This window comes from Dactylosporangium sp. NPDC049525, from assembly GCF_040676755.1.
Lineage (GTDB): Bacteria > Actinomycetota > Actinomycetes > Mycobacteriales > Micromonosporaceae > Dactylosporangium.
The window spans coordinates 94,020-120,358 of record NZ_JBFAPO010000004.1 but is presented as its reverse complement, the minus strand read 5'-3'; the positions used below and the strand labels follow the sequence as shown (position 1 = coordinate 120,358).

Sequence of the window (26,339 nt, the reverse complement as noted above, 5' to 3'; positions counted from 1 at the left end):
CGATGCTAGACACCCACCTGGGCGGCGGTCAAGGATGTGGATTGATACCTATGGACGCTTGACACCTCGTTCGGGCGGTGGTCCCATCTCCTACAACTGTCAGGTAACTTGCCTAACAGTTCCTTCGGGAGGAACGATGCGACTGAACAGACGGCGCGCGGGCCTGACGGCGCTCGCGGTCAGCGTCGGGGCGGCGCTCACACCGCTCGCACTGCAGGTCCCGTCCGCCGAGGCCGCCACGACGGCCTACCAGGCGGAGAACGCCACCGTTTCGCTCGGCGTGGTGGAGTCCAACCACGCCGGCTACACCGGCACCGGGTTCGTCAACTACGACAACGTCAGCGGCTCCTCCGTGCAATGGACGGTGAACGCCGCGGCCGCCGGCACCGCCACCCTCACCGTGCGGTTCGCCAACGGCACCACCACCAACCGGCCGATGACCATCGCCGTCAACGGCACGACCGCCGCCGCCGGCGTGGCGTTCAACGGCACCGGCAACTGGGACACCTGGCAGGACGTCAACGTCACCGTCCCGCTGAACGCGGGTGCCAACACCGTGCGGGCCACCGCCACCACCGCCAACGGCGGACCCAACGTGGACAAGCTCACGGTCTCCGACGGCGGCGGTACCGGCGGGCCGAGCATGGCCGTCGCCCCGTACGAGTACTTCGGCTGGGGCAACCCGCAGAGCCCGACGGCGGTCATGTCGGCGACCGGCATCAAGTTCTTCACGCTGGCCTTCATGCTCTCCGACGGCGGCTGCAACCCGCTGTGGGACGGCTCCCGCCCGCTCACCGGCGGCGACGACCAGGCGAAGATCAACGCCATCCGCGGCGCCGGCGGCGACGTCATCGTCTCCTTCGGCGGCTGGAGCGGCAACAAGCTCGGCGAGAAGTGCACGTCGGCGGCGGCGCTGGCCGGCGCGTACCAGAAGGTCATCAACGCCTACCAGCTCAAGGCCATCGACATCGACATCGAGGACACCGAGTTCTCCAACGCCACGGTGCGGCAGCGGGTCATCAGCGCGCTGAAGACCGTCAAGGCGAACAACCCCGGCATCAAGACGTTCATCACGTTCGGCACGACGCCGACCGGGCCGGACTCCGCCGGCATCGACCTCATCAACAAGGGCGCGGCGACCGGCCTGGACAACGACGGCTGGACCATCATGCCGTTCGACTTCGGCGGCCACACCGGCACGATGGGCGCCGCCTCCGTCAGCGCCGCCGACGGGCTGAAGAACGCCGTCAAGAGCGCCTACGGCTACAGCGACACCGTCGCCTACACGAAGATCGGCATCTCGTCGATGAACGGCAAGACCGACGAGGCCGACGAGACCGTCACGCTCGCCGACTTCCAGACCATCCTGGCCTACGCGCAGCAGCATCACCTGGCCCGCCTGACCTTCTGGTCGATCAACCGCGACCGGGCCTGCGGCAGCGGCAGCGACGCCGACTCGTGCAGCGGCGTGTCCCAGGCGGCCTACGCCTACACCAAGATCCTCGTCCAGTACACCGGCTGACTCGGGAGTACACATGAGACTGCTCCACATTTCGGTGCCGCTTGTGGCGCTCGGGGTCGTGGCGGCGCTGACGCCGCTGGCCTCCCCCGCCGCGGCGGCCACGACCCGCTACGAGGCGGAGTCGGCCACCATCTCCCAAGGCGTCGTGGAGGCCAACCACGCCGGCTACAGCGGCACCGGATTCGTCAACTACGACAACGTCAGCGGCTCGTCCGTGCAGTGGTCGGTGACCGCGCCGTCGGCCGGCGCCGCCACGGTCGTCCTGCGGTACTCCAACGGCACCACCACCAACCGCCCGATGGACATCGCCGTCAACGGCGCAGTGGTCGCCGCGGCGACGTCGTTCGGCAGCACGACGAACTGGGACACCTGGCAGAGCAAGACCTTCACGGTGAACCTCAACGCCGGCACCAACACGATCCGGGCCACCGCCACCACCGCCAACGGCGGGCCGAACGTCGACTGGCTCAGCGTCGACGCCGGCACCACCGTCCCACCGACCGGACCGGCGGTACCCTTCGGCAGCCACCTGTTCCCGTACGCCGCCGGCACCCTGCGCCCGAGCGGCGCACAGTCCACAGTGGACCAGGCGGTCGTGACGTACTACAACAAGTGGAAGGCCGCGTTCGTCAAGCAGAACTGCGGCAACGGGTGGTACCAGATCATCTCCCCCGATGCCGACCACCCCTACGTCGCCGAGGCGCAGGGCTACGGCATGGTCGTCCTCGCCACGATGGCGGGCGCCGACCCGGGCGCGAAGAGCGCCTTCGACGGCCTGGTGAAGTACATGCTCGCCCACCCGTCGGTGAACAACCCGGACCTGCTCGCGGCCGAACAGGACACCTCGTGCCGCAGCGTCAACGGCTCCGACTCCGCCACCGACGGCGACATGGACGTGGCGTTCGGCCTGCTGCTGGCCGACAAGCAGTGGGGCAGCGCCGGCACGTACAACTACAAGCAGCTGGCCATCCGGCACATCAACGCCATCAAGGCCAGCGAGGTCAACCCGACCACACACCTGCTGCTGCTCGGCGACTGGAGCACCCCGGGTGACAGCCTCTACTGGACCGCCCGCCCGTCCGACTTCATGATCGACCACTTCCGCGCGTTCCGGGCCGCGACCGGCGACACCGCGTGGGACACGATCCGCACCGCGCACCAGAACCTCATCACCAACCTGCAGAGCCAGTACGCGTCGAGCACCGGCCTGCTGCCCGACTTCGTGGTGAACACCAACACCACCCCGAAGCCGGCGCCCGGGGAGGTACTGGAGGATCCCAACGACGGCAAATACTTCTGGAACTCCTGCCGCACGCCGTGGCGCATCGGCACGGACGCGGTCACCAGCGGCAACGCCGCGTCGCTCGCCTCGGCCCGCAAGCTCAACACGTGGGTGAAGAGCAAGACCGGCAGCAACCCCAACAGCATCGCGGTCGGCTACTCGCTCAGCGGCAGCGCGATCTCCTCAGGCAGCGAGCCGGCGTTCTTCGCGCCGTTCGCGGTCGCCGCGCTGACCGACCCCGGCAGCCAGGCGTGGCTCGACGCGCTGTGGACCAAGATGCTCAACACCTCGTTCACCAGCAGCGACTACTACTCCACCAGCATCCAGCTGCAGGTGATGATCGTCGCCAGCGGCAACTACTGGGTCCCCTGACCCCGCACGAAAGGTGACCGTGCCCCGGTCCGGGTCGCTGGACCGGGGCATCGGCTACCGGGACGTGTCCTCGCTGTTCGTGGGGGTGAGCGGGAGTTCCACGCGCAGGTTGGTGCCCGCTCCGTGTGGGCTGTGCAGGACGATCCGGCCGCCGATTGCTTCGGCGCGGTCTTTGAGGCCGAGCAGGCCGGTGCCGCGGGCGAAGTCGGCGCCACCGGTGCCGTCGTCGCGGATCTCGATCCGCAGGACGGCGTTGACGGGGTCCGCCGCGACGGTGACCGTGGCAATGGAGGCGTGTGCGTGTTTGGCGGTGTTGGTGAGTGCTTCGGCGATGATGTAGTACGCGCTGACCTCGACCTGTTCGGGCAGCCGCCGCACGGCGTCGAGGTCGAGGTCGACGGGGGTCGGTGAGCGGCGGGCGAGCGTGCGCAGTGCTGGGCCGAGACCGCCCTCGGTCAGCGTCGCGGGGTGGATGCCGTGTGAGATTTCGCGGAGTTCGTCCACGGCACCGGTCGCTCCGCTGACGGCGTCGTCGAGGTGGGTCCGGAGCGCGTCGAACTCGGGCGGCAGTTCGGCCTGCGCCGTGCGCAGTTGCAGCGCCAGTGCGACCAGTCGCTGTTGGGCGCCGTCGTGCAGGTCTCGTTCGATGCGTCGGCGGGTCTGGTCGGCGGCGGCGACGATCCGCGCCCGTGAGCTGGTGAGTTCGGCCCGGCTTTCAGCGTTCGCGACGGCGGTCGCGACGATTTCGGTGAAGTCGGCCAGCCGCTGCTCGGTGTTCTCGGGCAGGCGTTCGCGCCGGGATCCGACGCCCATGACGCCCCAGAGCCCACCCTCGACCACGATCGGGCTGACGACCACGGAGCGGAGTCCGAGGTCGATGGCCTCGAAGCCGCTCGCTGATATCGGGTCCGGGTCGTCCACGTCGAGGCGCGCCGCTCGGCCGGTGGCCTGCACCGACGCCAGGGCCCGGCCCGGTGGAGGCCTGCCGCGCCAGCCGGGTTGCGGGTATTCGAACCCGTAGCTTCCCATCACGGTCGCGTCGCCGTCCGGTTCGAACCGCACGACCAGGGTGCCGTCGACGCCGAAGAGTGTGCTGACCTCGTCGGCGACCGCGTCGAACACGAGTTCGGGGGCGGCGCCGCGGGCGACCAGTGTCGCCACCCGCCGCAGCGCCGCCTGCTCGTCGGCGACGCGGCGGAACTCGGCATACAGGTGGGCGTTGTCGAGAGAGACGGCGAGCTGCCCGGCGATGAGCTTGACGCCGTCGAGGCGTTCGGTGGTGAACGCGCCGCGGATGAGGCGGTTCTCCAGCAGCAGTACCGCCTGCAGTGCGCCGCGGCTGAGGACGGGCACGGCCAGCAGCGAGCAGCAGGTGAGGTCGGTGAGATAGGGGTCGCGGGCGAAGCGGTCGTCACGGGTGGCGTCGCTCACGACGAAGGGTTCCCGCAACCGCTGGGCGCATCGCAGCACGGACAATGGCACCGCGCGTTCGTGGCCGGTGCCGGCGGCCGAAATGACGCCGCCGGCCACGGGTGCGGGGAGCAGCCAGTCCTGCCGGTCCTCGCTCCACAGCAGCAGGTGGACGCCGGTGGCGCCGGTCATCGTGGAGAGCACCTCGACCAGCCGGGAGTGCAGGCCCGCAACGTTGGTCTCGGAGCTCAGTGCCTGTGAGGCGGACAGGATGCCGAGCAGGTCGATCGTGCCGGTCGTGACGGTGGAGCGCTGGTCGCCGTCGGGCCGGGTGCTCGCGTCGGCTTGCGGCCGCAGGGTCGGGTAGGCCCAGTCCAGTTGGTTGACTTTTGCTGTTGCGCCCCAGGTGAGGTATTCCCGGCGGGCTTCGGCGAGGAGGGTGTGGCCGGTGTGTTCGACGCCGTGGGCGAGGTGGAAGCGGGCGGCGTGTTCGGCGATCAGGGCCCGTTGCCACGGCCGCTGCACCTGGGCGGCGTAGCGGCGGGCGGCGTCGAAGGCGAGGACGGCGGCGCGGAAGTCGCCGACCGCCCAGGCCCGTTCCGCATCGAGCAGCCGCAGCAGATGCCGGAAGTTCGTCGGTGCGTCCTCCGCCCGGGCGGCCAGCCACCGCGTCACATCGTCCAGTTCGGCCAGCAGACCCGCGGGCTCACCACCACGGCCGGCCCGGACCTGCCCGGCAAGGGCCAACCCACGCAGCACCTGCGCCCCGGCGACCGGGTAGACGCCCTGGCCGGCCGGGAGCAGTGGCATCGCCGCTGCGGTGTGCCGCGTCAAGCCGGCCAGGTCACCGAGGATGGCAGCGGTGATCCCGCGAGCGACATGCGTGTGGAGCCGCGATACCGGGCTGTCGGGGTACCTGTCGGCGTTCACTGCAGCACCGGCTGCGGCGGGGCTCTCGCCGCGCAGCACGCCGGCCAGCCGCCGGTAGCCGTCGAGCAATTCGGAGGTCTGTTCGTCGCCGGTCCGCCGGGCGAAGGCCAGCCCCGCCTCCACCTCGGCAACGTAGACGTCCAGCGATGGCGCGCAGTCCAGCAGGCCCGGCACGGTCGTGAAGTAGGTGTGTGCGGCGTTGGCCAGGTCACCCCCCGCGATCAACCCCTCCCGGGCCCGCCGACCTGTCTGGACGACATCTTCGACCGGTTCGAACCAGCAGTTCAGGAGGGCGGACAGAAAGCGCGCCTGTGAGGTGTCAGGCTCGTAGCCACGGGCTTCGCCCACCGCCACGATCCGCCGCAGGGCCTGGTACCCGGAGGCGTAGTCGCCGTGCATCTCCAGGGCGCTGAAGGCGACGTGGCTCGCCGGTCCGAGCAGGGCACCGGCGGGGCCGTGCTCGATCCAGATCCGCAGCGCCTCCAACCCCAGCCAGGCGACCAGGGCCTGGTCGGGAGCGAAGAAGGCCGCGGGCAGGACGGCGTTGATCAGACGGATCGCGGCCAGCAGCGCCGGCTCGGTGATGTCCGGCCGGGTCAGATCGTCGGCGGCCTTCGTGTGGTCCAGCCACCGGGACAGGTAGTCGAACCGGCAGTCGGCCTCCGTCGGGAGCCGGTCGGCGGTCGGCACGGCGATGCCGAATTCACGCAGCGACTCCAGGCCGAGCCCGATCGCCTCCGCCAGGCGGCTGCGGTGGGTCAGGCTGCGCACCTGCACCACCGTCGCGTCCGCACGGTCCAAGGCGTTGGTGCACAGCCCTTCGATCGTGCGGTATTCGTCGTCCGCGTCCTCCAGGCGCCCCACGCTGTACAGGGCGGCATGCCGGCCGCTGTGCACCTCGACCAGCACGGCGATGTCGCGGGCGTCGACGAGTTGCAACGCGGCGGTCAGCAGCGCGTTCACCAGCGCGTAGTCCCCGATCAACGCCGCCTGACCGGCGGCGCGCCGCAACAGCTCCACCACGCGGCGTCGCTCCGCGGCGTCGTCGACCGCGTCGACCACCGGCAGGTACTGCTCCGCCGCGACCGCGAACAACTCCGGCACACCAGCCAACCGCCGTGCCATCGCCAACTGCACGGCACGCTGCCGCTGCGGACCCAGCCCGCGCAGGGTCACCTCGCGGATCCGGTCGTGACGGAACCGGACCGCCTCCTGTTCCCCGGGCACCATCAGCACGAGACCGTCGTCGAGGACGGGCCCCAGCCGCTGCTCCACCACACCCGCAGGCTCGGCGGTGGCCGCCTGCAACAGGCTCAACTCGGCACGCCCGCCAAGACACGCCATCGCCTCCACCAGTTGCCGAGACGTCGGCAGCATGGCGTCAACGCCCGCCGTCAGCAGCCCGGCCACATCGGACCGGTCCACATACGCACGCACGTCCGCCGCGTCCCACCGCCAGCCGGCAGCCGTGACGGTCAGCATGCTGTCGCGTCGCAGCGCGTTGAGCAACTCCACGGTCTCGTACGGGTTGCCGGACATGGACGGGTTGATCAGCTCGACCAGGTCCGCCGCCGAGCCCTGATCCACGTGGAGCATCTCCGCAACCATGGCCACCGAATCGGGCACCGACAGGTTGACCAGCCGCAGATGCCGCACTTCCGCATACCCACGCCACCGCGACAGCAGCGGCGCCAACGGATGCGCCGCATCCACATCACCTTCGCGGTACGCACCCACCAACAACAACCCGTCGATCTGCTCCTCACTCAACACCAGATCGACAAGACCCAACGGCGTCCGCCCCGCCCATTGCAGGTCATCGACGAACACCACCAGCGGCCGCTTCCGCGATGCGACCGCACGCAACACCCCCGCAGTCATCCGCTGCGAACGAACCTGCGCGGTCAGCGGATCCCCCGAATCCGGCGGCACTCCCAGCAACGCCGCGAACTCCGGCACGACCGCAGCCAGCAACCCCGCATTCGACCCGGCCGCGTCCAGGATCCGCTCACGGACCTCGGCCAGCTCACCTTCCGGCTCCGCCAGCAACAACCGGCCCAACCCACGAAACACCTGATGCACCGCGTCGAACGCCAGATCCCGCCGGTACTGGTCGAACTTGCCTGCCACGAACCAGCCGTCACTACCCGTCACCACCGGCCGCAATTCGTCAACCAACGCCGTCTTGCCCACCCCCGGCACCCCACCGACCAACACCCCGCGACATCCACCCGACAGCGCCTCCGCAAACGCCGCCTCCAACGCCGCCACCTCCGCATCACGACCCACCAGCCGCGACGGTGGCAACAACCGCAACGGAACATCGCGCGCGCCGACCCGAAACCCAACCGCCCCGACCGCTCCCCGACCCGCACCGGCGTCCCGCAACCACTCCAGGTCGTGCAGCACGCCTTCCGCCGTCTGATACCGGCTGTCCGGCTCCTTCTCCAACAGATGCATGACAATGTCCGAGAACAACCTCGGCACCGCCGGATTCACGTCCACCGGCGGCACCGGTACCCGAGCCAAATGCGCATGCGTGAGCCGCAACGGATCACCGAAGCCAAACGGCGGCACACCCGTCGCCAACTCGTACAACGTCGCACCCAACGCGTACAGATCAGCGCGCTGATCCACCGGCCGGGCCGTACGCCCCGTCTGCTCCGGCGCCAGATACGCCAACGTCCCCACAATTTCCGTGTGATGCGTGAACTCCGGACGAATCTCGGCAAACGACGACGCCAACCCGAAATCCACCAGGCACGGCGTGCCGTCGCGAGCAATCACGACATTCGCCGGCGTGATGTCCCGATGCATCACACCCCGGCGGTGCATTCCCGCCACCGCCCGCGCCAACCCCACGGCGCACCCGACCAGATCAGCAACATCCAGCGGCTTCACCAACCCGGCCAGACTGATGCCACCGACGTCCCGCACCGCGATCGCCCCCGGATGGCATGGTGTCTCCACCAGCTGCGCCACGCCCTCCACACCACGCAGCCGCCCCAGGATCGCCGACTCATGCCGCACCCGCCGCTGCGCATCCGGCCCCAGCGGCTCCTTGCAGACAACCGTGCACCCAGCAAGCACCAGCCGGGTGACGCGCGTGTGCTCGGTCTCGTGCAGCACCTCGGTCCGAGCAGGTGGATCCGGGACTGGCAGCATTCCGCCGTTCCCCATCCGACACCTCCACACACGGTTGGAACCACTTCAAAGCGTACTTACCGCCCATACCCCGCGCCGCAGCCGATAGTGACGGGGTACGACAAGGCCCGGCCGACGATCTCGACCGGGCCAACACGGAGCCGGGTGTCCTTGCGGGACGCGGTTGCCCGCAGCGCATCAGCCGCCGTACACCGCGAACTCCCAGAGCGAGAAGCCGTAGCGGGTGCCGCGTTTCACGGCGTTGAGGCGCACGTAGCGCGACGGCGGGTAGCCGGAGCTGCCGCCGATCACGTCGCCGCCGTAGCCGGAGTCCGTGCTGAACTGCGTCTGCCAGGTGGCACCGTCGGCGGAGGTGTAGATGGTGTACTCGACCGCATACGCGGCCTCCCACAGCAGTTTGTAGGAGGTGACGGTGTACAGCGCGCCGAGGTCGACCTGCAGCCATTGGTTGTCGGCGAACGCACTCGACCAGCGGGTGGCGGGGTTGCCGTCGAACGCCGCCGACGCGGGGAAGTGCGGGCTCTCGACCGACGAGGCGGTGGCGGACTTGCCCCGGGCGAGACTGCCGGGCGGCTCGGCGACGTAAGGCAGGCCGAACACCTGGATCTCCGACAGCGAGAACCCGGACGGGGTGGCGGCGACCCGGCAGTTGACCCGGACGTAGCGGGCCGCGAAGCCCGCGTCCTGGTCCCCCGTGGCGAGCGGGGTCTTCAGGCCGGGGCCGTCGCTGTTGGTGGTCATGTAGGGGGTGGTCCAGTGCGTGCCGTCGACCGAGAGCTGGAGCTCGTAGCCCATGGCATACGCGGCCCCCCAGTACAGGTCGACCCTGGTGAGGCTGTAGGTGCGGCCGAGGTCGACCTGAATCCACTGCCCGTCGCGGTAGGCACTCGTCCAGGCGGTGCCGGGGTTGCCGTCGACGGCGGCGGCGGGCGGGGTCGCGGGGCTCAGCGTCGACGACGCCGTCGCAGGGCGGCGCAGCGAGAGCAACGCCGGTGCCGCCATGGCGGGGCTGGGCACGACGAGACTACCCGCGCCACCGGCGACGCCGGCGGCCATCACAGTGCGCAGCACTGTGCGTCTGGTGGGCATGCAACTGCCTCCAACAGGGGATGAAAGCGCTATCCCGTGAGAGCGCTCTCTCAGAGGTTCCAGTCCACATCGACCAATGTCAAGACGTGAACGCTCGATGCCTTCACAGCCCCGGCAGGCTCGCCGTCACCAGGTGGGTCCTGCCCGGCATCAGCCCATCAGGCTGTGCGGGCAGCCGGTCGTAGTTCGCATCCGGCGCACCGGGCGCGGTGATGTGGTCGAGCTGCCAGCCACCGCTGACCAGCAGCGCTTCCGGATCGTCCGAACCGAACGGCGGCGGGACACTGTTTTGCCGGCACCAGTCCCGATAGGGCCGCATGGCAGGGGAATCCAGACCAGCCGTGCCGATCACATCGGCACCGAGCAGGCTGCCCGCCCCGCACCCTTGCGCGGCGCTGCGCAACATCTCGACGATCATCTGCTCGGTCAGGTAGAAGAAGAGGCCCTCGGCCAACCACAGCGTCCGGCCGTGCCGGTCAAAACCCGCGTCGAGCAAGGGTGTCACCCAATCACCACAGACATCACCCACCACGACGTGACGCCGGCACCGCGGCGCGTGCCCGGCGAGGGTGATGTCCTTGCCGGCCAACACCTCCCGCCGGTCCAGCTCGTACCAGTCCACGTCCGCCGGCAGGTCCAGCCGGTACGCCCGCGTATCCAACCCCGCACCCAGCAGCACCACCTGCCGCACGCCCGCGGTGACCGCCGCCATGGTGAAATCGTCGAACCACCGCACCCGCACCGGGATGAAGCTGTTCTCGCCGCCACTTGCCTGCTCCGAGGCGGCCATTATCGCGAACCCGCGTGGACCGGCGAGCTCCCGAGCGAAGGCATCAGCAAACAACCGGTCCGGACGCTCTGTCTCACGGGCCCGGACCGCGGCGATCCAGAACGCGCTGCCCACCGTCATGGCAGGCAACCTACCCGGGCGCGGACGGGCCCGCCCCGCAGGACCACGACCCGAGCGAGGCGCCCGGCAGGTGGCCGGTTGCGTCGATGCTGCGCCGGCTCACCGGCATCGTCCCACCGCTGCGTACCGAACCGAAGGCCGTCGCGCAGTGGTGGAGCACGCTGAGCTCCCAGCAGCGGCAATACGCCATCAAGGACCGGCCGCAACGCGTAGGTTGGCCGGATGGCGGACCGGTACGAGTCGACGCCTGCCCCGCGCACCCGGGGCCGACGGGCCGGGCTGATCCTCGGCGTCGCCCCGCAGCTCCTGCTGCTCGTCGTCCTGCTGCTGTTCCTGTCCGCCAGCACCGGACAGCACCGGCCCTACCTGGGCTACCTGGTGTTCACCAACGCCGTGATCGTCCCGGTCGCCGCGCTCGTCGCCGTCCCTTGCCTGTTCAACCCGGCGGCCCGCCTGTTCGGCCAGGTCCTGCTGCTCACCACCGGGGGCGCAGCAACGGCGTTCACAGTGATCTGCCTGACGGTGACCGCGGAGTAGCCGCAACCGCGGCCGGGTGTCTTCCGGGAGCAGCGCCGGCCGGCTCACGGTATTGACCCGCACCCGCAGCGGGAACTGGGCGATGGCCGCCAGAGCGCAGACCGGATAAGCACGGGGAGCGCCCTGACGCCTCAAGGGACCTCAGCCGGTCAACTAGGACGTTGCGAACACGGTCGGCCTCCCGTTGGTTTCGGGCAGCATCGCGGACGGGTCCCGGTCGCCTCCTGCCGACGGCGCCGCCGCGGCGGCGGTGGCTTCGCGGGCGAGGAAGGAACCGAGCTCACCGATCGTGCTCATCAGCGGGGCGGGGAACACGACGGTGGTGTTCTTGTCCACGCCGAGCTCGACGAGGGTCTGCAGGTTGCGCAGTTGCAGGGCGAGCGGGTGGGCCATCATGATGTCGGCCGCGGTGCCGAGGGCGTCGGCGGCAAGGGCTTCACCCTCGGCGGCGATGATCTTTGCGCGCTTCTCCCGCTCGGCCTCGGCCTGGCGGGCCATCGCCCGTTTCATGCTGTCGGGCAGTTGGATGTCCTTGAGCTCGACCAGGGTGACGACGACGCCCCACTCCTCGGTCGCGCGGTCCAGGATCTCCTTGATGCTGACGTTGATCCGGTCGGTCTCGGACAGGGTCTCGTCCAGGGTGTGCTGGCCGACGACCTTCCGTAGGGTGGTCTGCGCGATCTGGTTGATGGCGGCTCCGACGTTCTCGATGGCCACGACCGACTTGACCGCGTCGACGACCCGGAAGTAGGCGACGGCGGAGACGTCGACGCTGACGTTGTCCCTGGTGATGATGCCCTGTGACTGGATGGGCATGGTGACGATGCGCAGGCTCACCCGGTGCAGCACGTCGACGACCGGGACGATGACGGTCAGGCCGGCCTGCTTGACGCCGATGACCTTGCCGAGCCGGAAGAGCACACCCTGCTCGTACTGCTTGACCACGCGCACGGCGAGCGTGAAGACGATGAACGCGAGGATGACGGCGATGATGACGATCCATACGTATGGCATGGCATTCCTTTGTTGAAGGTGCGCTCAGCCGGTTCGGCTGAGGACGACCTTGCGTGCGCCGGTCTGGCCGGCGTTGGCGAAGATGTCGGAGGCGGGCAGGAAGTCGCCGGACCCGAAGCAGTGGGTCACGACGCGTTGCGCATTGATCTGCCTGTTGATGGGCGGTCGCAGCGCGGTCATGACTGCGGCACGACGACGACCGGGCACGGCGCGTGCTGCACGCAGTGCTGGCTGACGGAGCCGAGCATGATCCCGGCGAAGGTGCCGTGCCCGCGGCTGCCGACCACGAGCAGCTGCGCGCCGGTCGCGGCGACCGGCAGGACCTGCGCCGCGTGGCCCTCCACCACCCGTGGCAGGACCGTGGCGGGCCGTTCCATCGTCGCGGACACCTCGGCGATCGTGGCGTCGAGCACCTTCGCCGTGATGGTGGCGATGCTCTCGCCCTCGTATGTGGCGGGCACCCAGCCGTAGCCGTAGCCGTACAGGGCCGGCTCCTGCCAGGTGGCCACGGCTTCGACGGTCGCGTCGGTCAGGTGTGCCTGCACCATCGCCCATTGCAGCGCGACCTTGGAGCCGTGGGAGCCGTCGACGCCGACGACGATCCGGCGAGTGGTGTCATCGGTCTGATCGATCATGGCGGTCTCCTGCACGTCGGACTTCTTGGATGTACCTCGAGCGTGCGCCGTCCAGCAGCGGACAGTCAGGGGCAAAGGACCCCGTTGGGTCGTGCCGGAACGACGGCCGGTCCCGGGCTTGAGGGGCCGTTGGACCCTGCCCGGCAGGGCCGGTCAGGAGTACAACTGGACAAATGATCCGTGTCTTCCTGCTCGACGATCATGAGGTTGTCCGGCGTGGCATTCGTGAGCTGCTCTGCCAGGACGGCGACATCGAGATCGTCGGGGAGTCCGGGTCAGCGGTCGAGGCCGTGCACCGCATCCCCGCGCTGCGGCCGGACGTGGCGGTCCTGGACGCCCGACTGCCCGACGGCAACGGCATCGACGTGTGCCGGGACGTGCGGGCCGTCGACCCGACGATCCGTGGGCTCATCCTGACCTCGTACGATGACGACGCGGCACTGTTCGCGGCGATCATGGCCGGCGCGTCCGGGTACATCCTGAAACAGATCCGCGGCACTGACCTCATCGACGCGGTCCGTCGGGTCGCGGCCGGGCAGTCGCTGCTCGACCCGGCCGTCACCGCCCGGGTCCTGGCCCGCATCCGCGACGGCGCCGACACGCCCGACGAGCTCAAGTCGCTGACGGACCAGGAGCACCGGACCCTGCAGTACGTGGCGCAGGGCATGACGAACCGCGAGATCGCGCAGGAGATGCACCTCGCCGACAAGACGGTCAAAAACTACGTCTCCAGCGTCCTGACCAAGCTCGGGCTGGAACGCCGGACGCAGGCCGCGGTCCTGGCCACCAACCTGCTCCGCGACAGCGTCCGCTAACCGGCGTCGGCGCTGCGGACGACCACGACGGTGCGGCGCGAATACCGCACCAGCCCGTCGCTGACCGAGCCGAGGAGCAGATCGTCGAAGCCGCCGTTGCCGCGGCGCCCGACGACGATCAAGTCGGCGCCGTCCGCCGCGTCGTTGAGCGCTCGGACCGGGTTGTCGCCGCAGACGACGGCCTGGCCGACCACGACATCCGGGTACGTGTCCTCCCAGGGTGCGGTCGCCGCGCGGAGCATGCGGCCGGCCACCGCGTGGAACGGACCGAGGTCGGTGCCGCGGTCGGGCACCGACGGCTCCCAGACATAGATCGCGTCCAGTCGTGCGCCGCGTGCCTGCGCCTCCTCGAACGCGAACGCCACCGCGTCCGCCGATCCGGGTGATCCGTCGACCCCGACGACGATCCGGGCACCGACGGCGGGTGCTCGCCGTGGAACAGGCGGCGCCACGACAATCGCGGACGTCCGGGCGTGGGTGACGACCTGGATGCTGACCAGGCCGGCGAGCAGCCCACCGTAACGGACCCTGGAGTCAGCCGGCACGATGGCGAGACCGGTGCCGCACGACGCGGCCGTGATCGCGCCCGCCAGGCCACCGTCGTCCACGGCGCCGGTGACCACGATGCCGGGGTGCGCGATGGTGGTGCGGTCAACGATCCGGTGGAGCATGGTGCGGGTGCGTGCCGGCGCGCCGTCGTCCGCCGTCGTGCGGTCCTGGAGCCACTCCGGAGCTGCCTGATGACCATGGACGAGGTGGAGGCCGGCCTGGCGGCGGGCCGCCTCCCACGCACCCAGCTCGATGGCGGCGGTGTCGCCGGCCTCGGACCGGGCGGTGCCTTCGACACCGACCACGATCATTGCCTGGGTACCGGTCATCACGGCGCCTCCTGTCACGATCAGCATCACCGGCGGCGGGCGCGTCGGAACAGGGCCGGCCCGCCCTGAGGGACAGGACCTTGTGCCTCCTGCACTCAGCTGTCGAGCGGCACGGACCAGGTCAGCACCGTGCCGTGGGGTGTGGCAGGTGTGACGGTGCAGACGCCGTCGCGGCACTCGGCCCGGCGCTGCAGGTTCACGAGACCGTTGCCGCCGGGCGCCGCCGGGCGTGACCCGGTCACCCCGACGCCGTCGTCCGCGACCCGCAACGTGAGCCGACCGGTTTCGATCACGACGGCCACTGCGACGGTGTGCGCGCCGGCATGCCTGGTCACGTTGGACAGTGCCTCGCCGAGGACGGCGAGCAGGTCGGCACGCAGGGTGTCCGCGACGGCCAGGTCGATCGGACCGATGACCGTCAGGTGCGGCCGGAAGCCCAAGGTCTGCGCCGCGTCGTCGACGGCCGCCCCCAGAGCCGCGCGGAGCGAGTCGGTGGGCGGGGTGTGCAACGCGAAGATCGCGGTCCGGATGTCGTGGATGGTCGTGTCGAGCTCGTCGATCGCCTGGTCGAGGCGTTCCCGGACGTCATCACGTTGCGTCCGGCGGGTCAGTGCCTGGAGACCGAGACCGGTCGCGAACAGGCGTTGGATCACCACGTCGTGCAGGTCGCGGGCGATGCGCTCCCGGTCCGCCACGACCATCAGCAGTTCCCGTTCGTCCTGCGCCCGTTTGCGTTCCAGCGCGAGCGCGGCCTGCGCCGCGAACGTGAGGATCATGTTCACGTCGGTGTCGCCGTCGAAGCCCACGTTGCCGGCCGCAAGGCCCACCACGAGCACGCCCTGCACCGTGCCCGTCATCGCCAGCGGCGCCAGCAGCGCCGGACCCTTCGGGACCGCGGCCGGCCACGACGCCGCGGCGGCGAGGTCGTCGACAAGGACGTGGCAGCCGGCGGCGATCACCGACCCGAACGGGGTGCCCGCGATGGGTATCAGCGCACCGTCGAGCGTCGGTGAGGTCGGGGCCGTGACCTCGACGTGCAGTTCGCCGGTGGTCTCCTCGTACAGCAGGATCGCGACCAGCGCGCCATCGGCGACGTGACGGGCATGTTCGGCAACGAGTCGCAGCACGTCAGTCCGGTCGACGTGACCGACGAGCGTGTTGGTGATCTCGGCTGTCGCCTCCATCCACCGCTGCCGCCGCCCAGCCGCCGCGTACAGGCGCGCGTTGTCGATCGCGATGCCGGCGGCGGCCGCGAGTGCCACCACGATCTCCTCGTCGGCGTCGCTGAACCGGTCGGCGCCGCGCTTCTCGGCCAGGTACAGGTTGCCGTACACCTGGTCACGGATGCGCACGGGTACACCGAGGAAGCTGCGCATCACCGGGTGGCCGGGCGGGAACCCGAACGAACGGGGCTGGAGGCTGATGTCGTCCAGCCGGACCGGCTCCGGTTCGTCGATGAGCAGGCCGAGCACGCCGCGGCCGGTGGGTAGGTCACCGATGTCGTGATGTTCTGCGACGGTCAGCCCGTCGGTGATGAACTCGACCAGGGTCCGGTCCGGTCCGATGACACCGAGGGCGCCGTAGCGGGCGTCCGCCACCTGGCACGCCGAGACCACGATCCGGGACAGTGTGCTGCGCAGGTCGAGGTCCTCGCTGATCCCGACGACAGCCTGCAACAGCGGCGACAGCCGCTTGCGTGCCGCCATCACCGCACCGGCCGCTCACGAAGAGCGATCTGCAGGCCCACGTCGCGACTCCGACCCGTCGATGTCCACGGCGAAGGCTCGCTGCGGCGCGCCACCGGGGTCCAGGGCGACGCGTGCAGCCTACGCCTCCCGCTGGGCCGCCCACGAGGCGAAACTACACCCGGTCGATGATCTGGTCGGTCGGCAGCCGCGGCGCGTGCGGCGGTCCGGCCTCGGCGGCGTCGAAGTGGCCGAGCCGCACCACGAGGTACGGGTATCCGGTGCTGGCGATGATGACCCGCATCGCCTGGCGGGTGCTGATCATCTCGATCGGGGCGCTGAACGGCAGCAGCGAGATGCCGAGTTCGGTGGCGGTGAGCCACCCCGCGGACAGGGCCTCGCCGGCACGCAGCCAGCTGACCGGATCGTCGGTACGGCCGTACAACATGGCGAACATCGCGGCCCGGTCCCGTCCTGCGCTGATCGGCAGGTCGCCCGGGTGGCCGAAGGTCCGGCCGGGAACGGTGGTGCGGGTGGCCCGGTCGGGAATGGCGGCGTCGGGGATGCCGGTGCCGGCCGGTCGGGTGCCGCCGGTCCAGTACGCCAGCTCTGCCTGCCAGGCGGTCTCACCTGCCTCGGTGCGTTGCGCGTGGTCGGTGGCGCCGGCGAGTTCGAGGACCTGATCCGGGGTCAGCATGTGCAGCCAGGTGTCCTCGGCCTCGACGGACGCCGTGATGGCCTGCAGGTCCGCCGTGCCGACGGGTTCGCCGGTCACCGGGCGCCGGTCGGTGTGCCGTAGCCGGACCGTCTGCAGACGGCGCAGTGACGGCAGCTCGACCGGCACCCGCCGGTCCAGGATGAGGCGTGCGAGGTGGTCGGGGTCGCCCGGATCGGGCGTGCGGGTCACCGCGACGTGCCAGCCCTGCGCAGCCAGGCTGACCCGGGCATGATGCAGCCCGGCGCCGCAGCTCAGCGTCGCGAGCCGGGCGTCCGGATCGGTGGCTTCCAGGACACGGCTGCGCTCGATGTGCAGGTCCAGGAGGTTGTCGGCGAGCCGCCAACGCCATGGCTGGGTGTTGTGGATCGACGGGGCGTGCCCCGCCGCGGCGGCCGCCTCGACCAGCGCGTGTGTCACCGCGGCGCCGTCGGTGGGATGCGTGAGCGCGTCAGTAGGAATCATCGGGTTTCCTTTCCTGCGTGCCGCCGCTGCGTCGCTTGCTGCGGCGACCAGCTGGGTGGGGCCGGTAGGTCGTGGCATCCTCGATGGCCTCACGATGGCACTGCTACGGCGCAGACACCCGGGCCGAACGGCACCAACCGGCCGGGATTCGGCCCGCCCTGTGCACGAACCCCACGACCCGTCCCGTGACACAGGTCCAACGGCCCTGGTGGACGCGCAAGGCGCACGGTCGAATGAGGTCGGAGGTACCCGGGCGTGGTTGCTGTTTCCTGCGTAGCGCGCTCACCGGACCTGCAGATCGACAAGACCTGGAGAGCGTCATGAGAGTTCTGGTCAGCGCCGCGAGCAAGCACGGGTCCACCGCACAGATCGCCGACCGTATCGCCGAGGCGGTGCGCAACGCGCTGCCGGTCGGCGCGGTTGTCGAAGTGTGCCCGGCCGCCGAGACCGCAGACGTGGCCTCCTACGACGCCGTGGTCCTGGGCAGTGCCGTCTACATGGGACATTGGCTGCAGGAGGCGCGCCTGGCCGCGGTACGGATCGCCGCCCGGCCGCCACGGTCGGTGTGGTTGTTCTCCAGCGGTCCGATCGGTGATCCGCCCAAGCCGGACGAGGATCCGGTCGACGTGCGCGGCATCGTCGCGGCCATGAACGCCCGCGGGCATCGCGTGTTCGCCGGCCGTCTGGACCGGTGCCGGCTCGGCTTTGCGGAGAAGGCCATGGTGCGTGCGCTGCGCGTGCCGGACGGCGACTTCCGTGACTGGGACGCGATCGACGACTGGGCCACGCAGATCGCGGCAGAGCTGTGCTCACTGGCTCCCGCAGCCGCACATCATCCAATGGCAACCAGAGGTCCGTGGCGCGATGCCGCAAGGATCGACGCAGCTGCGGATCTACGCCCGGCAGCGCGCTCGGCGCCCTGATCGACGATGTCACCGCAGCCGCGTAGCCGGCGCTACCCACACACCACCGAACCCCGACCAGGGGCCGCAGTAGAGGAGCACGCCATGTCCGTCCAGCTGGGAGCACAACCACCACCGACGCACTTGACTGACGCCGAGCAGGTTGAGCAGGCCAACGCGACAGGCCGGACACCGGTCGTGTTCATCCACGGCCTGTGGCTGCTGCCGAGCAGCTGGGACCGCTGGGGTCCGGTGTTCACCGAGGCCGGGTACGCACCGATGTGCCCCGGCTGGCCCGACGACCCTGACACCGTCGCCGAGGCGATTGCCGAGCCGGCGGTCTTCGCCAACAAGACCGTTGGTCAGGTCGCCGAGCACTACACGACCATCATCGGCAAACTGAACAGGAAACCGATCGTGATCGGGCATTCCTTCGGCGGTCTGCTCGCCCAGATCATCGCAGGTCAGGGCCTCGCCGCAGCCACCGTCGCGATCGACTCCGCCCCGTTCCGGGGGGTGCTGCCACTGCCGATCTCCGCGCTGCGCGCCGCGAGTCCAGCCCTGGGCAACCCCGCCAACCGGCACCGCGCCGTCCCGCTCACCTTCGAGCAGTTCCACTACGCGTTCACCAACGCCGTCGACGAGGTTGAGGCCAAAGAACTGTACGAGACGTTCGCCGTGCCCGCCTCCGGCGCGCCGATCTTCCAGGCGGCGGCCGCGAACCTCAACCCGTGGACCGAGGCGAAGGTGAACAGCACCAACCCCGCCCGCGGCCCGATGCTGATCATCTCCGGCGAGAAGGACCACACGGTGCCAAGAGCGATCTCCGACGCCATATTCAACAAGCAGCGGCGCAACACCGCCGTCACCGAGTTCGTGGAGCTGCCCGGCCGCGGCCACTCGTTGACCATCGACAACGGCTGGCGACAGGTCGCCGACACGGCGCTGACCTTCGTCAACCGCTTCGCCCCGACCCCGTAGACCCGGACATCGACGGCAAACCGCACCGCTTGCGGCGTTGGTTACCTGCACGTGTCCCGACTGCGTGGAACCGATACCCAGACGCCGACCCAAGAGCGTCGAACCGGCGTACGCTGATCTCGTCGTCCTGGACCCGGCGATTGGCAGTCCGCCATGGACAGGTCACGTGTTCGCCGGTTCCGGTGAGCGCGATCGGGATGAGTCTGAGGAAGCGACATCGTCAGTCAGCAGCGGTCCGCGTCCAGGACCGACGGCTGTTGTCGACCTCCGAACGTGAGGGGGACACGGCATGCTCGCGGAAAGGGACCTGAGCGCCGCGCGTGCCGCGGGGATCCCGCGACGGGGTGTCGCCGGGAGTCGGTCCAGGAGGGAGCGGCCATGAGATTGGAACAGTTCGAAGCACTGCTTTTGGAACGCATGGTCGGACACGTGGGACTCGTGACGACGTTCGCTGCGGCGAACTATCCGAAACCGTACGGGCTGGTGGTGCAGACGCTCGATGGCGGGGTCGCCTACGTGCAAGTGGTTCGGGGCAATCCGCCGGGCACCGATCGGGAAGATCCGTCGGACCTGCAGGCGAACATCGCTCGGCTGGAGAACGCGCCGCGCGCGAAGCCGGGCACGGCGACGGTGTCGCAACTCGACGAGCTCGGACAGTTGCTGCTGCAGGTGCTGGCCGGTGGCCATGGGGAGATCGCCGGGGTGCAGAGCTATGCCGACGCGGACATGTCCCAGCAACCCGGCGTGGTGGTCACGTTCGTCGACGGATCGAACCTCTACGTGACGCCCGAGGTCTGACCGCCTACGACGCCGTGCGGGCATGGCCGGCGTCGCCGCGCGCACGAGCGGCGGGTTCGACCCGCCGGCAAAGCATCGCGAGGCGGACCACGCTCCGCAGGGACGTGCGGCTGTCCAGGTCGGACAACCAGTACCTGACGGGCTCGTCGACGCCGGGCGGCCACTCGGCGATCAGCCACTCCTCGGGCAGGGTGCCGTTGTCGTCACAACCGGCCGGGCGGCTCTGCAGGCGCAGAAACCGGGAATGCAGCAGCGTCGTCGGATTGCCGGCGGTGCGCCGGTCGCACTGCCTCCATGTCACCTGCTGGGTCGCGTCCTGACCGGCGTCCACGACTGTCTCCTTGAACGTGGCCACTGGGTCGGGCACTCCGGGTCGGTCCGGGTCGACCTCGACCGTGTAGCGCAGGTCGCGCTCGCGCAGGCCGCGCCGGAAGGGAATGCGGTCGCCGTAGCCGCAGCCCGCGGCCACCGGGAGTTTCGGCAACCTCCACCCCTGGATCATCTCGTCGAGCATGTCCAGCACGAGACGCCACTGCTCCCGGTATCGCACGTCGCCGCCGATGCCTGCGCGGGTGCGCCGGCCACGGACCGCGGCGGCTTCGGGCGGGTCGCTGATGGTCCTGTCGTCCCAGGACGCCGGGCAGAACAGCCGCCAGTCCGCGGCCACCGACGCGATGTCGGTCGCCAGTTGCACGCTCACGCCAGTCAACGAGCTCCCGGTCAGTGCCCGGGCCCTCGGAGCACCCGGCGACGCAGCGCCTGTCGGGAACCCGGAGTCGTCGATCACGTAAGCGATCGGGTCGATCGTGTCCACCGCCCACCGGGCCACGTCCGCGCGCACCGCCATGGCGTCCCAGGTCGAGGCAGTCAATGGCGGCCGCACCTGCCGACGATCACCTGCAGGCAGCTCCGAAGCCATGCCGAGCGACATCACGACCCTCCACAAAGGATGTTCGTCCTGCGTCACCTTTCGTTGCACCGGGCGGACGGGGAACTCGTGCCCCCGACGCGCTGGAACCTGCCCCGGGGCGGGCGTACCCAAACCCTGAGCGGTTCCTGGCTGGTCCCGGATCATCAACCCCCGGCTAACGGCGGCGCAAGCGGACGTGCCGGGGGCCGCGCAGGACGGGACTGTCGCGGTACGGCGGGGGATCCTCCTCCAGCGTCGCCGATGCCAGGATCGGGGCGAGGGCGGACAGCGCGAGCTGCGCCTCCAGCCGCGCGAGGGGGCGCCGAAGCAGTAGTGGATGCCGTCGCCGAAGCCGAGGTGCAGGACGGGCCAGCGGTCCGGGTCGAACACGTCCGGGTCGGGCACGTGCTCCGGGTCACGGTTGCCCGCGGCGAGGATCAGGGTGATCGGCGCGCCGCGCGGGATCGTCACCCCGGCCACGTCGAGGTCGTCCAGCGCGGTGCGCCAGGGCAGGAACTGCACCCGGCCGTCGTAGCGGACGACCTCCTCCGCGTCCAGGTCCCGGTGCTGCGGCAGCGTGGTGTGCGAGGCCGGTACCCAGCCGCTGAGCACCTGCTTGGACAGCGGCGGCCGGTCGTACGGGCGTCGGCGTCGGCGTCGGCGTCGGCGTCAGGGAACCGGTGAACCGCTCCTCGCGCAGCGCCTCCGCCGCCCGTAGCTCGGCCAGCGACGCCCCCACGATGACGACCCGCTCCGTCCGGTTGACGGTCTCACCGTGGACCGGCGGCAGGTCGTGGACGCCCACCCGGTCGATCTGGATCGCCTGGACCGGGCAGGCCGCGGCCGCGCGCAGCACCTGCTCCCGCTGCTCGTCGCTCGGCGCAGGGTCGTACATCAACGCCTCGTCGCCCTGCATCTGAAACGCACTCGGGCCAGGAACGCACACTGCGCGTAGCCCTGACACTTGGTGAGATCCACAACCATGTGCACAGCGGCTCCTCCTCGACACCATCACGTCCCCCAACACCGTGCTGCCGCCACGGACCACGGCCGTCATCCAGGCAGAGTGACCGGCCACCGGGTCCTGACTCGGTCCTGCGCTGCACCTCGCGGATCGGCCGCACGCTGAAGGTGAACGCGCTCGTACGCCCTGGTACGCCAGCTGCCGCTGGGACCGGAGCGACACGATCACGCTATCGCTGAGCGCCTGTGTCGTTCACGCGCGGCAGGATCATGTGCGAGTGGCCGGCTGCGGCATCGCGGTGCGCGTCGAAGTCGTCTGGCTGACCGGGCCGGATCAGGGCGCGCAACTCAAAGCGTAGGGTGAGGGCGCCGCTCCGGACCCTGGTGGCTGACGGCCTGCCGTCGATTGGCACGTTGCTGTCCAGGTCGCCGCTCCCGCGTGCCGCATGCACGCATCGTCGACCCGCTCCCGTTCCATTGACACCAGCGATGATCGGACCTACAGCGATGGCTGCAACGTTTAGGCTGCTCAGCACGCGTCCGCCGACCCGCTGCGGGCTGGCCTCCTCGACGGGCAGAGCCGATGGAGCACGCCGACACCGCTGCGCGCGCCATGTCACGACTGGGAACTCATCCAGGTCGGCAACTGCGGATCTGGCATCGAGACCGACGCCGGCTGGCTCGTGCTCACCCACGGCGCCGACCCGATGCGCCAGTACGCCATCGGCGCCCTCCTCATCGACCTGCACCAACCCGAACACGTCATCGCCGACCTCGCCGACCCCCTCCTCGAACCCGACGAAACCGAACGCCACGGCTACGTCCCCAACGTCGTCTACTCCTGCGGCGGCCTCGTCCACGACGGGGTCCTGTGGCTGCCCTATGGCGCCGGCGACGCCCGCGTCGGCTTCGCCACCATCGCCGTCGGCACGCTGATCGCGGCGATGGCATCGACCCGAACGCCCGCCCCGGCATGATCACGATGCCGGCGCTGAACTTCCGCACACTGATCAGGTCAAGGAGCGTGGCACCCATGGAGTTCGACGTGACGGTCGAGAGCCCGAAAGGAACACGCAACAAGTACGAGCTGGACCGCGACACCGGCCGGATCCGCTTGGACCGCACGCTGTTCACGGCCACCCAATATCCAGAGGACTACGGCTTCATCGAGGACACCATCGGGGAGGACACCGATCCACTCGACGCGCTCATTCTGGTGCGCGAGCCGACCTTCCCCGGTTGCCAGATCCGCTGCCGGGCATTCGGCATGTTCCGAATGCGCGACGCCAAAGGCCCGGACGCAAAGGTCCTCTGCGTCCCCGCCGCGGACCCGCGGATGGCCTACCTGGTGGACCTTCCGGACCTGGGCGCATTCCACCGGCTCGAGATCCAGCACTTCTTCGAGATCTACCAGGCCCTTGATCCGGGCAAGAGCGTCGAGGCCGAACGCGGTGTCTGGGCGAGCCGCGCGGAGGCCGAGGCGGAGGTCGCCCGATCCCGCCGGCGCGCCGCCCGCGCCCTGGCCGGACCGTCGCTCTAGCCCACGTCGTAGGTCAGGGTGACCGAGTTGTTGGTCTCGTCGTACTCGGTCCACCGGTAGCTGTCGACGTCGACGACGAACTGGTAGGTCCCCGGCACGCCCGGCGTCTCGAAGTAGTACGTGAACTGGCTGGCCGTGCCCGTCGGGAGGCTTTCGGCGTGGCAGATCACATGGCCCGCGCCGCTGCCCCCGCGGAAACAGTCGAAGGGCACCCCGCTGTCGTTGGTGAAGAGCACGTCCAGCTCACCCGGCGCCCGGCGCAGGTTCACGTACACCGGGCCCGAGTCCGGGCCGATCCCCGGCCGCGGCGCGGTGTTCCCGCCGACGCGCCAACCCGTGTTGGTCACCTGGACCGTGTAGCGGTGGATGACGCCGCCGATGACGGGCACCGGCGGGTCGACCGTCGCCGCGACGGTGATGTCCGCGAAGTACCGCACGCACGTGACGCCGGTGCAGGGGGCGGCCACGGCCGGGCCAGCGGGGACGATCGTCCACGCCAGCACGAGGCCGACGGGAAGGGCACGCCACAACCTCGGCAACCAGGACATGACCCGACGCTAGGAATCGACCACCGTCCAGGCAAGCGAGCGCAGGGAACCCGACAGACCTGCACGTCGTGCCGGTCAGAAGTGGTGGGCGGCGCCGTGCGGCAGCAGCCGGCGAACGGTCGGGCCTGAACTCTTGGTCATGTGGGTCCTAGCGTGAGACGCGACGTTCCGCCCTCATGCCAGGACCCACCCGTCCGAATAATTCGAATAATCCCAATCATGCCGAACCGCGGTGACCGCAGTCTGCGTGCCGACCTGTCCGGGACGGCACGCAAGTTCAGCCGGCGATCCGGCCCCGCTGGAGGGTGGGGCGCGCGAACGCGGCGTACCGGTCGGCCGGTGCGGCCGCGGCCCTGCTGGCCCCGGCCGGGTGCGGGCTCGACGCCGTGGTCTCGGTCGGGTCCCAGTTGCCGGCGCTGGTCACGCTGTCGCCGACGAGGCCAGTCAGAGCCGCGGGCAGCGCCAGCGGACCGCCCAGGACGATGCCCTCCTCGAGGCTCGCCGAGACTTCCGCCAGGTACTGCGACGGCCGCGGGTGCAGCGCGTTCGGCGAGGTGATCAGCAGCGGGCCGCCGGCCCGGCCGACCATCGCGCCGCCGGTGAGGGCGTCGTACCAGTTGGCGTTCGTGGCGACCGCCGCGACCGTCGGGGAGGTGAAGAACGACTTCGCGACGAGCGCGGCAGTGTGCTCGGCGTCTACACCGACCAGGCTGATGCCCAGCAGGTGCTCCCACGCCGGCCAGCCCGGCAGCTGCCCGCCGCGGACCGCCGCCTCCACCGCCCGGTACGCCCAGCCGCCGACGAGCACGAGGATCTGCCGCTCCGGGTCGACCCGCCGCAGGTACTCCACGGTCTCGGCGGGCAGCCGGTCACCGTCGCAGAACACGATCGTCGAGTCGTCGAGGTTGCCGACCCCGGCGCCCGCGGCGAGCGCGTCGTAATACATGTGGGCGGTCGCGACGGTCACCAGGATCGGGTCGGGTGCCGTCTCGTCGGCGATCCGCACGGCGGTGGCGTACTCGTTGGCGCCCTCGAGGCGGACCGCCTCGTATCCGGCGGCCACGAGCGCGGTGACGATGTGCTGCGGCAGGGCGAGCGGGCCGCCGAGGACATACACCCGGCCGCGCGCGGAGGGGCTGGTCGGCAGCACCCGCCTGATCTCGGCCAGGACGGCCGGGTTGAGCCCGGCGGGCTCGGTGATCAGCAGCGGGGCGTTGCGGCGGATGGCCAGCGCCGAGCCGCCGAGCGCGTCGTAGTACTGGTCGCTGCGCGAGAGCACGACCGCGCCGGCGGTGCCGTCGGCGAAGGAGTACCGCGACGCGGCGACCGCGGTCGCGATGTGGTCGGCGCCCCACACCCGCCGGACGGTGTTGCGGCGGCCCGGCTGCCAGCTCGGCGCGGAACCGGCGGTCATCATGGAGGCCGCACCACCGGAGATCCGGAGCTGGTTGACCACGCCCGGGTCGTTCGGCGAGGTGTTGGACCGGTACATCAGCGTCGCCCCGTCGGGCGCCCACGCCGGCTCCATGTTGATCGGGCCGTGGTCGGTGCTGTTGGTCAGCTGCGCCTGGCCGGTGCCGTCGGCCCGGGCCCGCCAGATCTGCAGCTCGGTCAGGTCGGCCTTGCCCCGCACGAACAGCAGCTGGGTGCCATCGGGTGAGAAGCTGGCCTGCCGGGCGTCGGCGATCAGCAGCCTCGACTCCCGCTCGCTGACCCACTGGCGCAGGTCGCGCTGTCCGCCGGGGACGCCGCGGTCGAACACGACCTGCCCGGTGACCGACACCGCCGGGTACTCGTCGGTGCCGGCGTGCGGCTCGGTGAGGAACACGGTGCCGAGGATCGAGCCGCCCTCGGCGGCGATGATGCGCAGCTGCCCCTCGGACTGGTAGATGACGAACCGGCCGTCCTCGGTGAACGCCGGCTGCAGGAACCGGCGCGTGTCGCTGCCCACCTCGACCGGCGACCGGAAGTCGGTCCGCTTCGACCACAGCTTGTCGCCGGCGGCGTGCACGTAGCGGCTGCCGTCGGGCGACCAGGTCGCGGCGAACGCCTCGGACTCGACGGTGTACAGGCTCTGGTCCAGGATGTGCAGGTGCAGCAGCCCGTTGCGCCAGTAGGTGGTCCCGCGCACCGGACCGGGAAGGGTCGCGCGGGCGGGAGACCCGCCGGCCAGGACCGGAGCGGCCGCCCCGGCCACGGCGACGACGGAGGTACGCAGCAGCGCTCGGCGTGAAATCACCGGCCGGAGTCTAGGCAAATGCCCCGATCCCTGC

Annotated in this window: 21 protein-coding genes; 9 read left to right on the top strand and 12 right to left on the bottom strand. The window is 70.3% G+C overall.

Annotated elements, in window-relative coordinates:
• Positions 1-136 precede the first annotated feature (136 nt).
• Together AB0K00_RS09405 and AB0K00_RS09400 are read left to right on the top strand one after the other, a co-directional pair.
• Positions 137-1,522, top strand: coding sequence for a carbohydrate-binding protein (locus AB0K00_RS09405; RefSeq protein WP_363517952.1), 1,386 nt, complete (start codon positions 137-139; stop codon positions 1,520-1,522).
• 13 nt (positions 1,523-1,535) lie between these two features.
• On the top strand, positions 1,536-3,176 hold the full coding sequence (locus tag AB0K00_RS09400) for a glycosyl hydrolase family 8 (protein ID WP_363517950.1): 1,641 nt from the start codon (positions 1,536-1,538) through the stop codon (positions 3,174-3,176).
• Positions 3,177-3,230: 54 nt separating this feature from the next.
• Here AB0K00_RS09400 and AB0K00_RS09395 read toward each other — a convergent pair whose 3' ends face one another.
• The 3 genes from AB0K00_RS09395 to AB0K00_RS09385 form a co-directional block, all read right to left on the bottom strand.
• Positions 3,231-8,681, bottom strand: a complete 5,451-nt coding sequence (locus tag AB0K00_RS09395; RefSeq protein WP_363518330.1) for an AAA family ATPase — start codon at positions 8,679-8,681, stop codon at positions 3,231-3,233.
• 177 nt (positions 8,682-8,858) lie between these two features.
• Positions 8,859-9,770 (bottom strand): discoidin domain-containing protein, encoded by a 912-nt coding sequence (locus tag AB0K00_RS09390; protein WP_363517948.1) that lies wholly within the window; start codon positions 9,768-9,770, stop codon positions 8,859-8,861.
• Positions 9,771-9,873: 103 nt separating this feature from the next.
• Positions 9,874-10,680 (bottom strand): SAM-dependent methyltransferase, encoded by an 807-nt coding sequence (locus AB0K00_RS09385; RefSeq protein WP_363517946.1) that lies wholly within the window; start codon positions 10,678-10,680, stop codon positions 9,874-9,876.
• Positions 10,681-10,902: 222 nt separating this feature from the next.
• Here AB0K00_RS09385 and AB0K00_RS09380 point away from each other — a divergent pair, with 222 nt between their 5' ends.
• The gene (locus AB0K00_RS09380; protein WP_363517943.1) at positions 10,903-11,217 is read left to right on the top strand and encodes a hypothetical protein; all 315 of its coding nucleotides are present in this window, start codon (positions 10,903-10,905) and stop codon (positions 11,215-11,217) included.
• 153 nt (positions 11,218-11,370) lie between these two features.
• Here AB0K00_RS09380 and AB0K00_RS09375 read toward each other — a convergent pair whose 3' ends face one another.
• The 3 genes from AB0K00_RS09375 to AB0K00_RS09365 are packed head-to-tail and all read right to left on the bottom strand — an operon-like array spanning position 11,371 to position 12,866.
• Positions 11,371-12,231 carry an SPFH domain-containing protein gene (locus AB0K00_RS09375; RefSeq protein ID WP_363517940.1) on the bottom strand — a complete coding sequence of 287 codons (861 nt, stop codon included), beginning with the start codon at positions 12,229-12,231 and terminating at the stop codon, positions 11,371-11,373.
• 24 nt (positions 12,232-12,255) lie between these two features.
• Positions 12,256-12,411 carry a hypothetical protein gene (locus AB0K00_RS09370; RefSeq protein ID WP_363517937.1) on the bottom strand — a complete coding sequence of 52 codons (156 nt, stop codon included), beginning with the start codon at positions 12,409-12,411 and terminating at the stop codon, positions 12,256-12,258.
• The gene (locus AB0K00_RS09365) at positions 12,408-12,866 is read right to left on the bottom strand and encodes a universal stress protein (protein WP_363517934.1); all 459 of its coding nucleotides are present in this window, start codon (positions 12,864-12,866) and stop codon (positions 12,408-12,410) included. Before AB0K00_RS09365 ends, AB0K00_RS09370 begins: the two co-directional genes overlap by 4 nt.
• A gap of 173 nt (positions 12,867-13,039) precedes the next feature.
• Between AB0K00_RS09365 and AB0K00_RS09360 the strand changes: the two genes are divergently transcribed.
• Positions 13,040-13,681: a response regulator transcription factor gene (locus AB0K00_RS09360; protein ID WP_363517931.1), complete on the top strand. Its 642-nt coding sequence runs from the start codon at positions 13,040-13,042 to the stop codon at positions 13,679-13,681.
• On the opposite strand, the gene AB0K00_RS09355 is transcribed toward AB0K00_RS09360, so the two are convergent.
• The 3 genes from AB0K00_RS09355 to AB0K00_RS09345 form a co-directional block, all read right to left on the bottom strand.
• Complete coding sequence (locus tag AB0K00_RS09355; RefSeq protein WP_363517928.1) at positions 13,678-14,559, bottom strand: universal stress protein; 882 nt, start codon at positions 14,557-14,559, stop codon at positions 13,678-13,680. The two genes, AB0K00_RS09360 and AB0K00_RS09355, sit on opposite strands and share 4 nt — an antisense overlap.
• A gap of 95 nt (positions 14,560-14,654) precedes the next feature.
• Complete coding sequence (locus tag AB0K00_RS09350; protein ID WP_363517925.1) at positions 14,655-16,265, bottom strand: GAF domain-containing protein; 1,611 nt, start codon at positions 16,263-16,265, stop codon at positions 14,655-14,657.
• A 154-nt stretch (positions 16,266-16,419) separates the two neighbouring features.
• A complete protein-coding gene (locus AB0K00_RS09345) occupies positions 16,420-17,424 on the bottom strand; it encodes a nitroreductase (RefSeq protein WP_363517922.1) in 1,005 nt (334 codons plus the stop codon).
• 320 nt (positions 17,425-17,744) lie between these two features.
• On the opposite strand from AB0K00_RS09345, the gene AB0K00_RS09340 reads away from it, so the two are divergent.
• From AB0K00_RS09340 to AB0K00_RS09330, 3 genes are all read left to right on the top strand, one after another.
• The gene (locus tag AB0K00_RS09340) at positions 17,745-18,347 is read left to right on the top strand and encodes a flavodoxin domain-containing protein (protein ID WP_363517919.1); all 603 of its coding nucleotides are present in this window, start codon (positions 17,745-17,747) and stop codon (positions 18,345-18,347) included.
• Positions 18,348-18,431: 84 nt separating this feature from the next.
• A complete protein-coding gene (locus AB0K00_RS09335; RefSeq protein WP_363517916.1) occupies positions 18,432-19,307 on the top strand; it encodes an alpha/beta hydrolase in 876 nt (291 codons plus the stop codon).
• 378 nt (positions 19,308-19,685) lie between these two features.
• Complete coding sequence (locus tag AB0K00_RS09330) at positions 19,686-20,105, top strand: hypothetical protein (protein ID WP_363517913.1); 420 nt, start codon at positions 19,686-19,688, stop codon at positions 20,103-20,105.
• 4 nt (positions 20,106-20,109) lie between these two features.
• Here AB0K00_RS09330 and AB0K00_RS09325 read toward each other — a convergent pair whose 3' ends face one another.
• On the bottom strand, positions 20,110-21,627 hold the full coding sequence (locus AB0K00_RS09325) for a cytochrome P450 (RefSeq protein ID WP_363517910.1): 1,518 nt from the start codon (positions 21,625-21,627) through the stop codon (positions 20,110-20,112).
• Positions 21,628-22,529: 902 nt separating this feature from the next.
• Between AB0K00_RS09325 and AB0K00_RS09320 the strand changes: the two genes are divergently transcribed.
• Together AB0K00_RS09320 and AB0K00_RS09315 are read left to right on the top strand one after the other, a co-directional pair.
• Positions 22,530-22,955 (top strand): hypothetical protein, encoded by a 426-nt coding sequence (locus tag AB0K00_RS09320; RefSeq protein WP_363518328.1) that lies wholly within the window; start codon positions 22,530-22,532, stop codon positions 22,953-22,955.
• Between the two features lie 56 nt (positions 22,956-23,011).
• On the top strand, positions 23,012-23,518 hold the full coding sequence (locus AB0K00_RS09315) for an inorganic diphosphatase (RefSeq protein ID WP_363517907.1): 507 nt from the start codon (positions 23,012-23,014) through the stop codon (positions 23,516-23,518).
• On the opposite strand, the gene AB0K00_RS09310 is transcribed toward AB0K00_RS09315, so the two are convergent.
• Together AB0K00_RS09310 and AB0K00_RS09305 are read right to left on the bottom strand one after the other, a co-directional pair.
• Positions 23,515-24,066: a hypothetical protein gene (locus AB0K00_RS09310; RefSeq protein WP_363517904.1), complete on the bottom strand. Its 552-nt coding sequence runs from the start codon at positions 24,064-24,066 to the stop codon at positions 23,515-23,517. The genes AB0K00_RS09315 and AB0K00_RS09310 overlap by 4 nt on opposite strands.
• A 277-nt stretch (positions 24,067-24,343) precedes the next feature.
• Positions 24,344-26,305, bottom strand: coding sequence for a cell wall-binding repeat-containing protein (locus AB0K00_RS09305; RefSeq protein WP_363517901.1), 1,962 nt, complete (start codon positions 26,303-26,305; stop codon positions 24,344-24,346).
• Between the last annotated feature and the right edge of the window lie 34 nt (positions 26,306-26,339).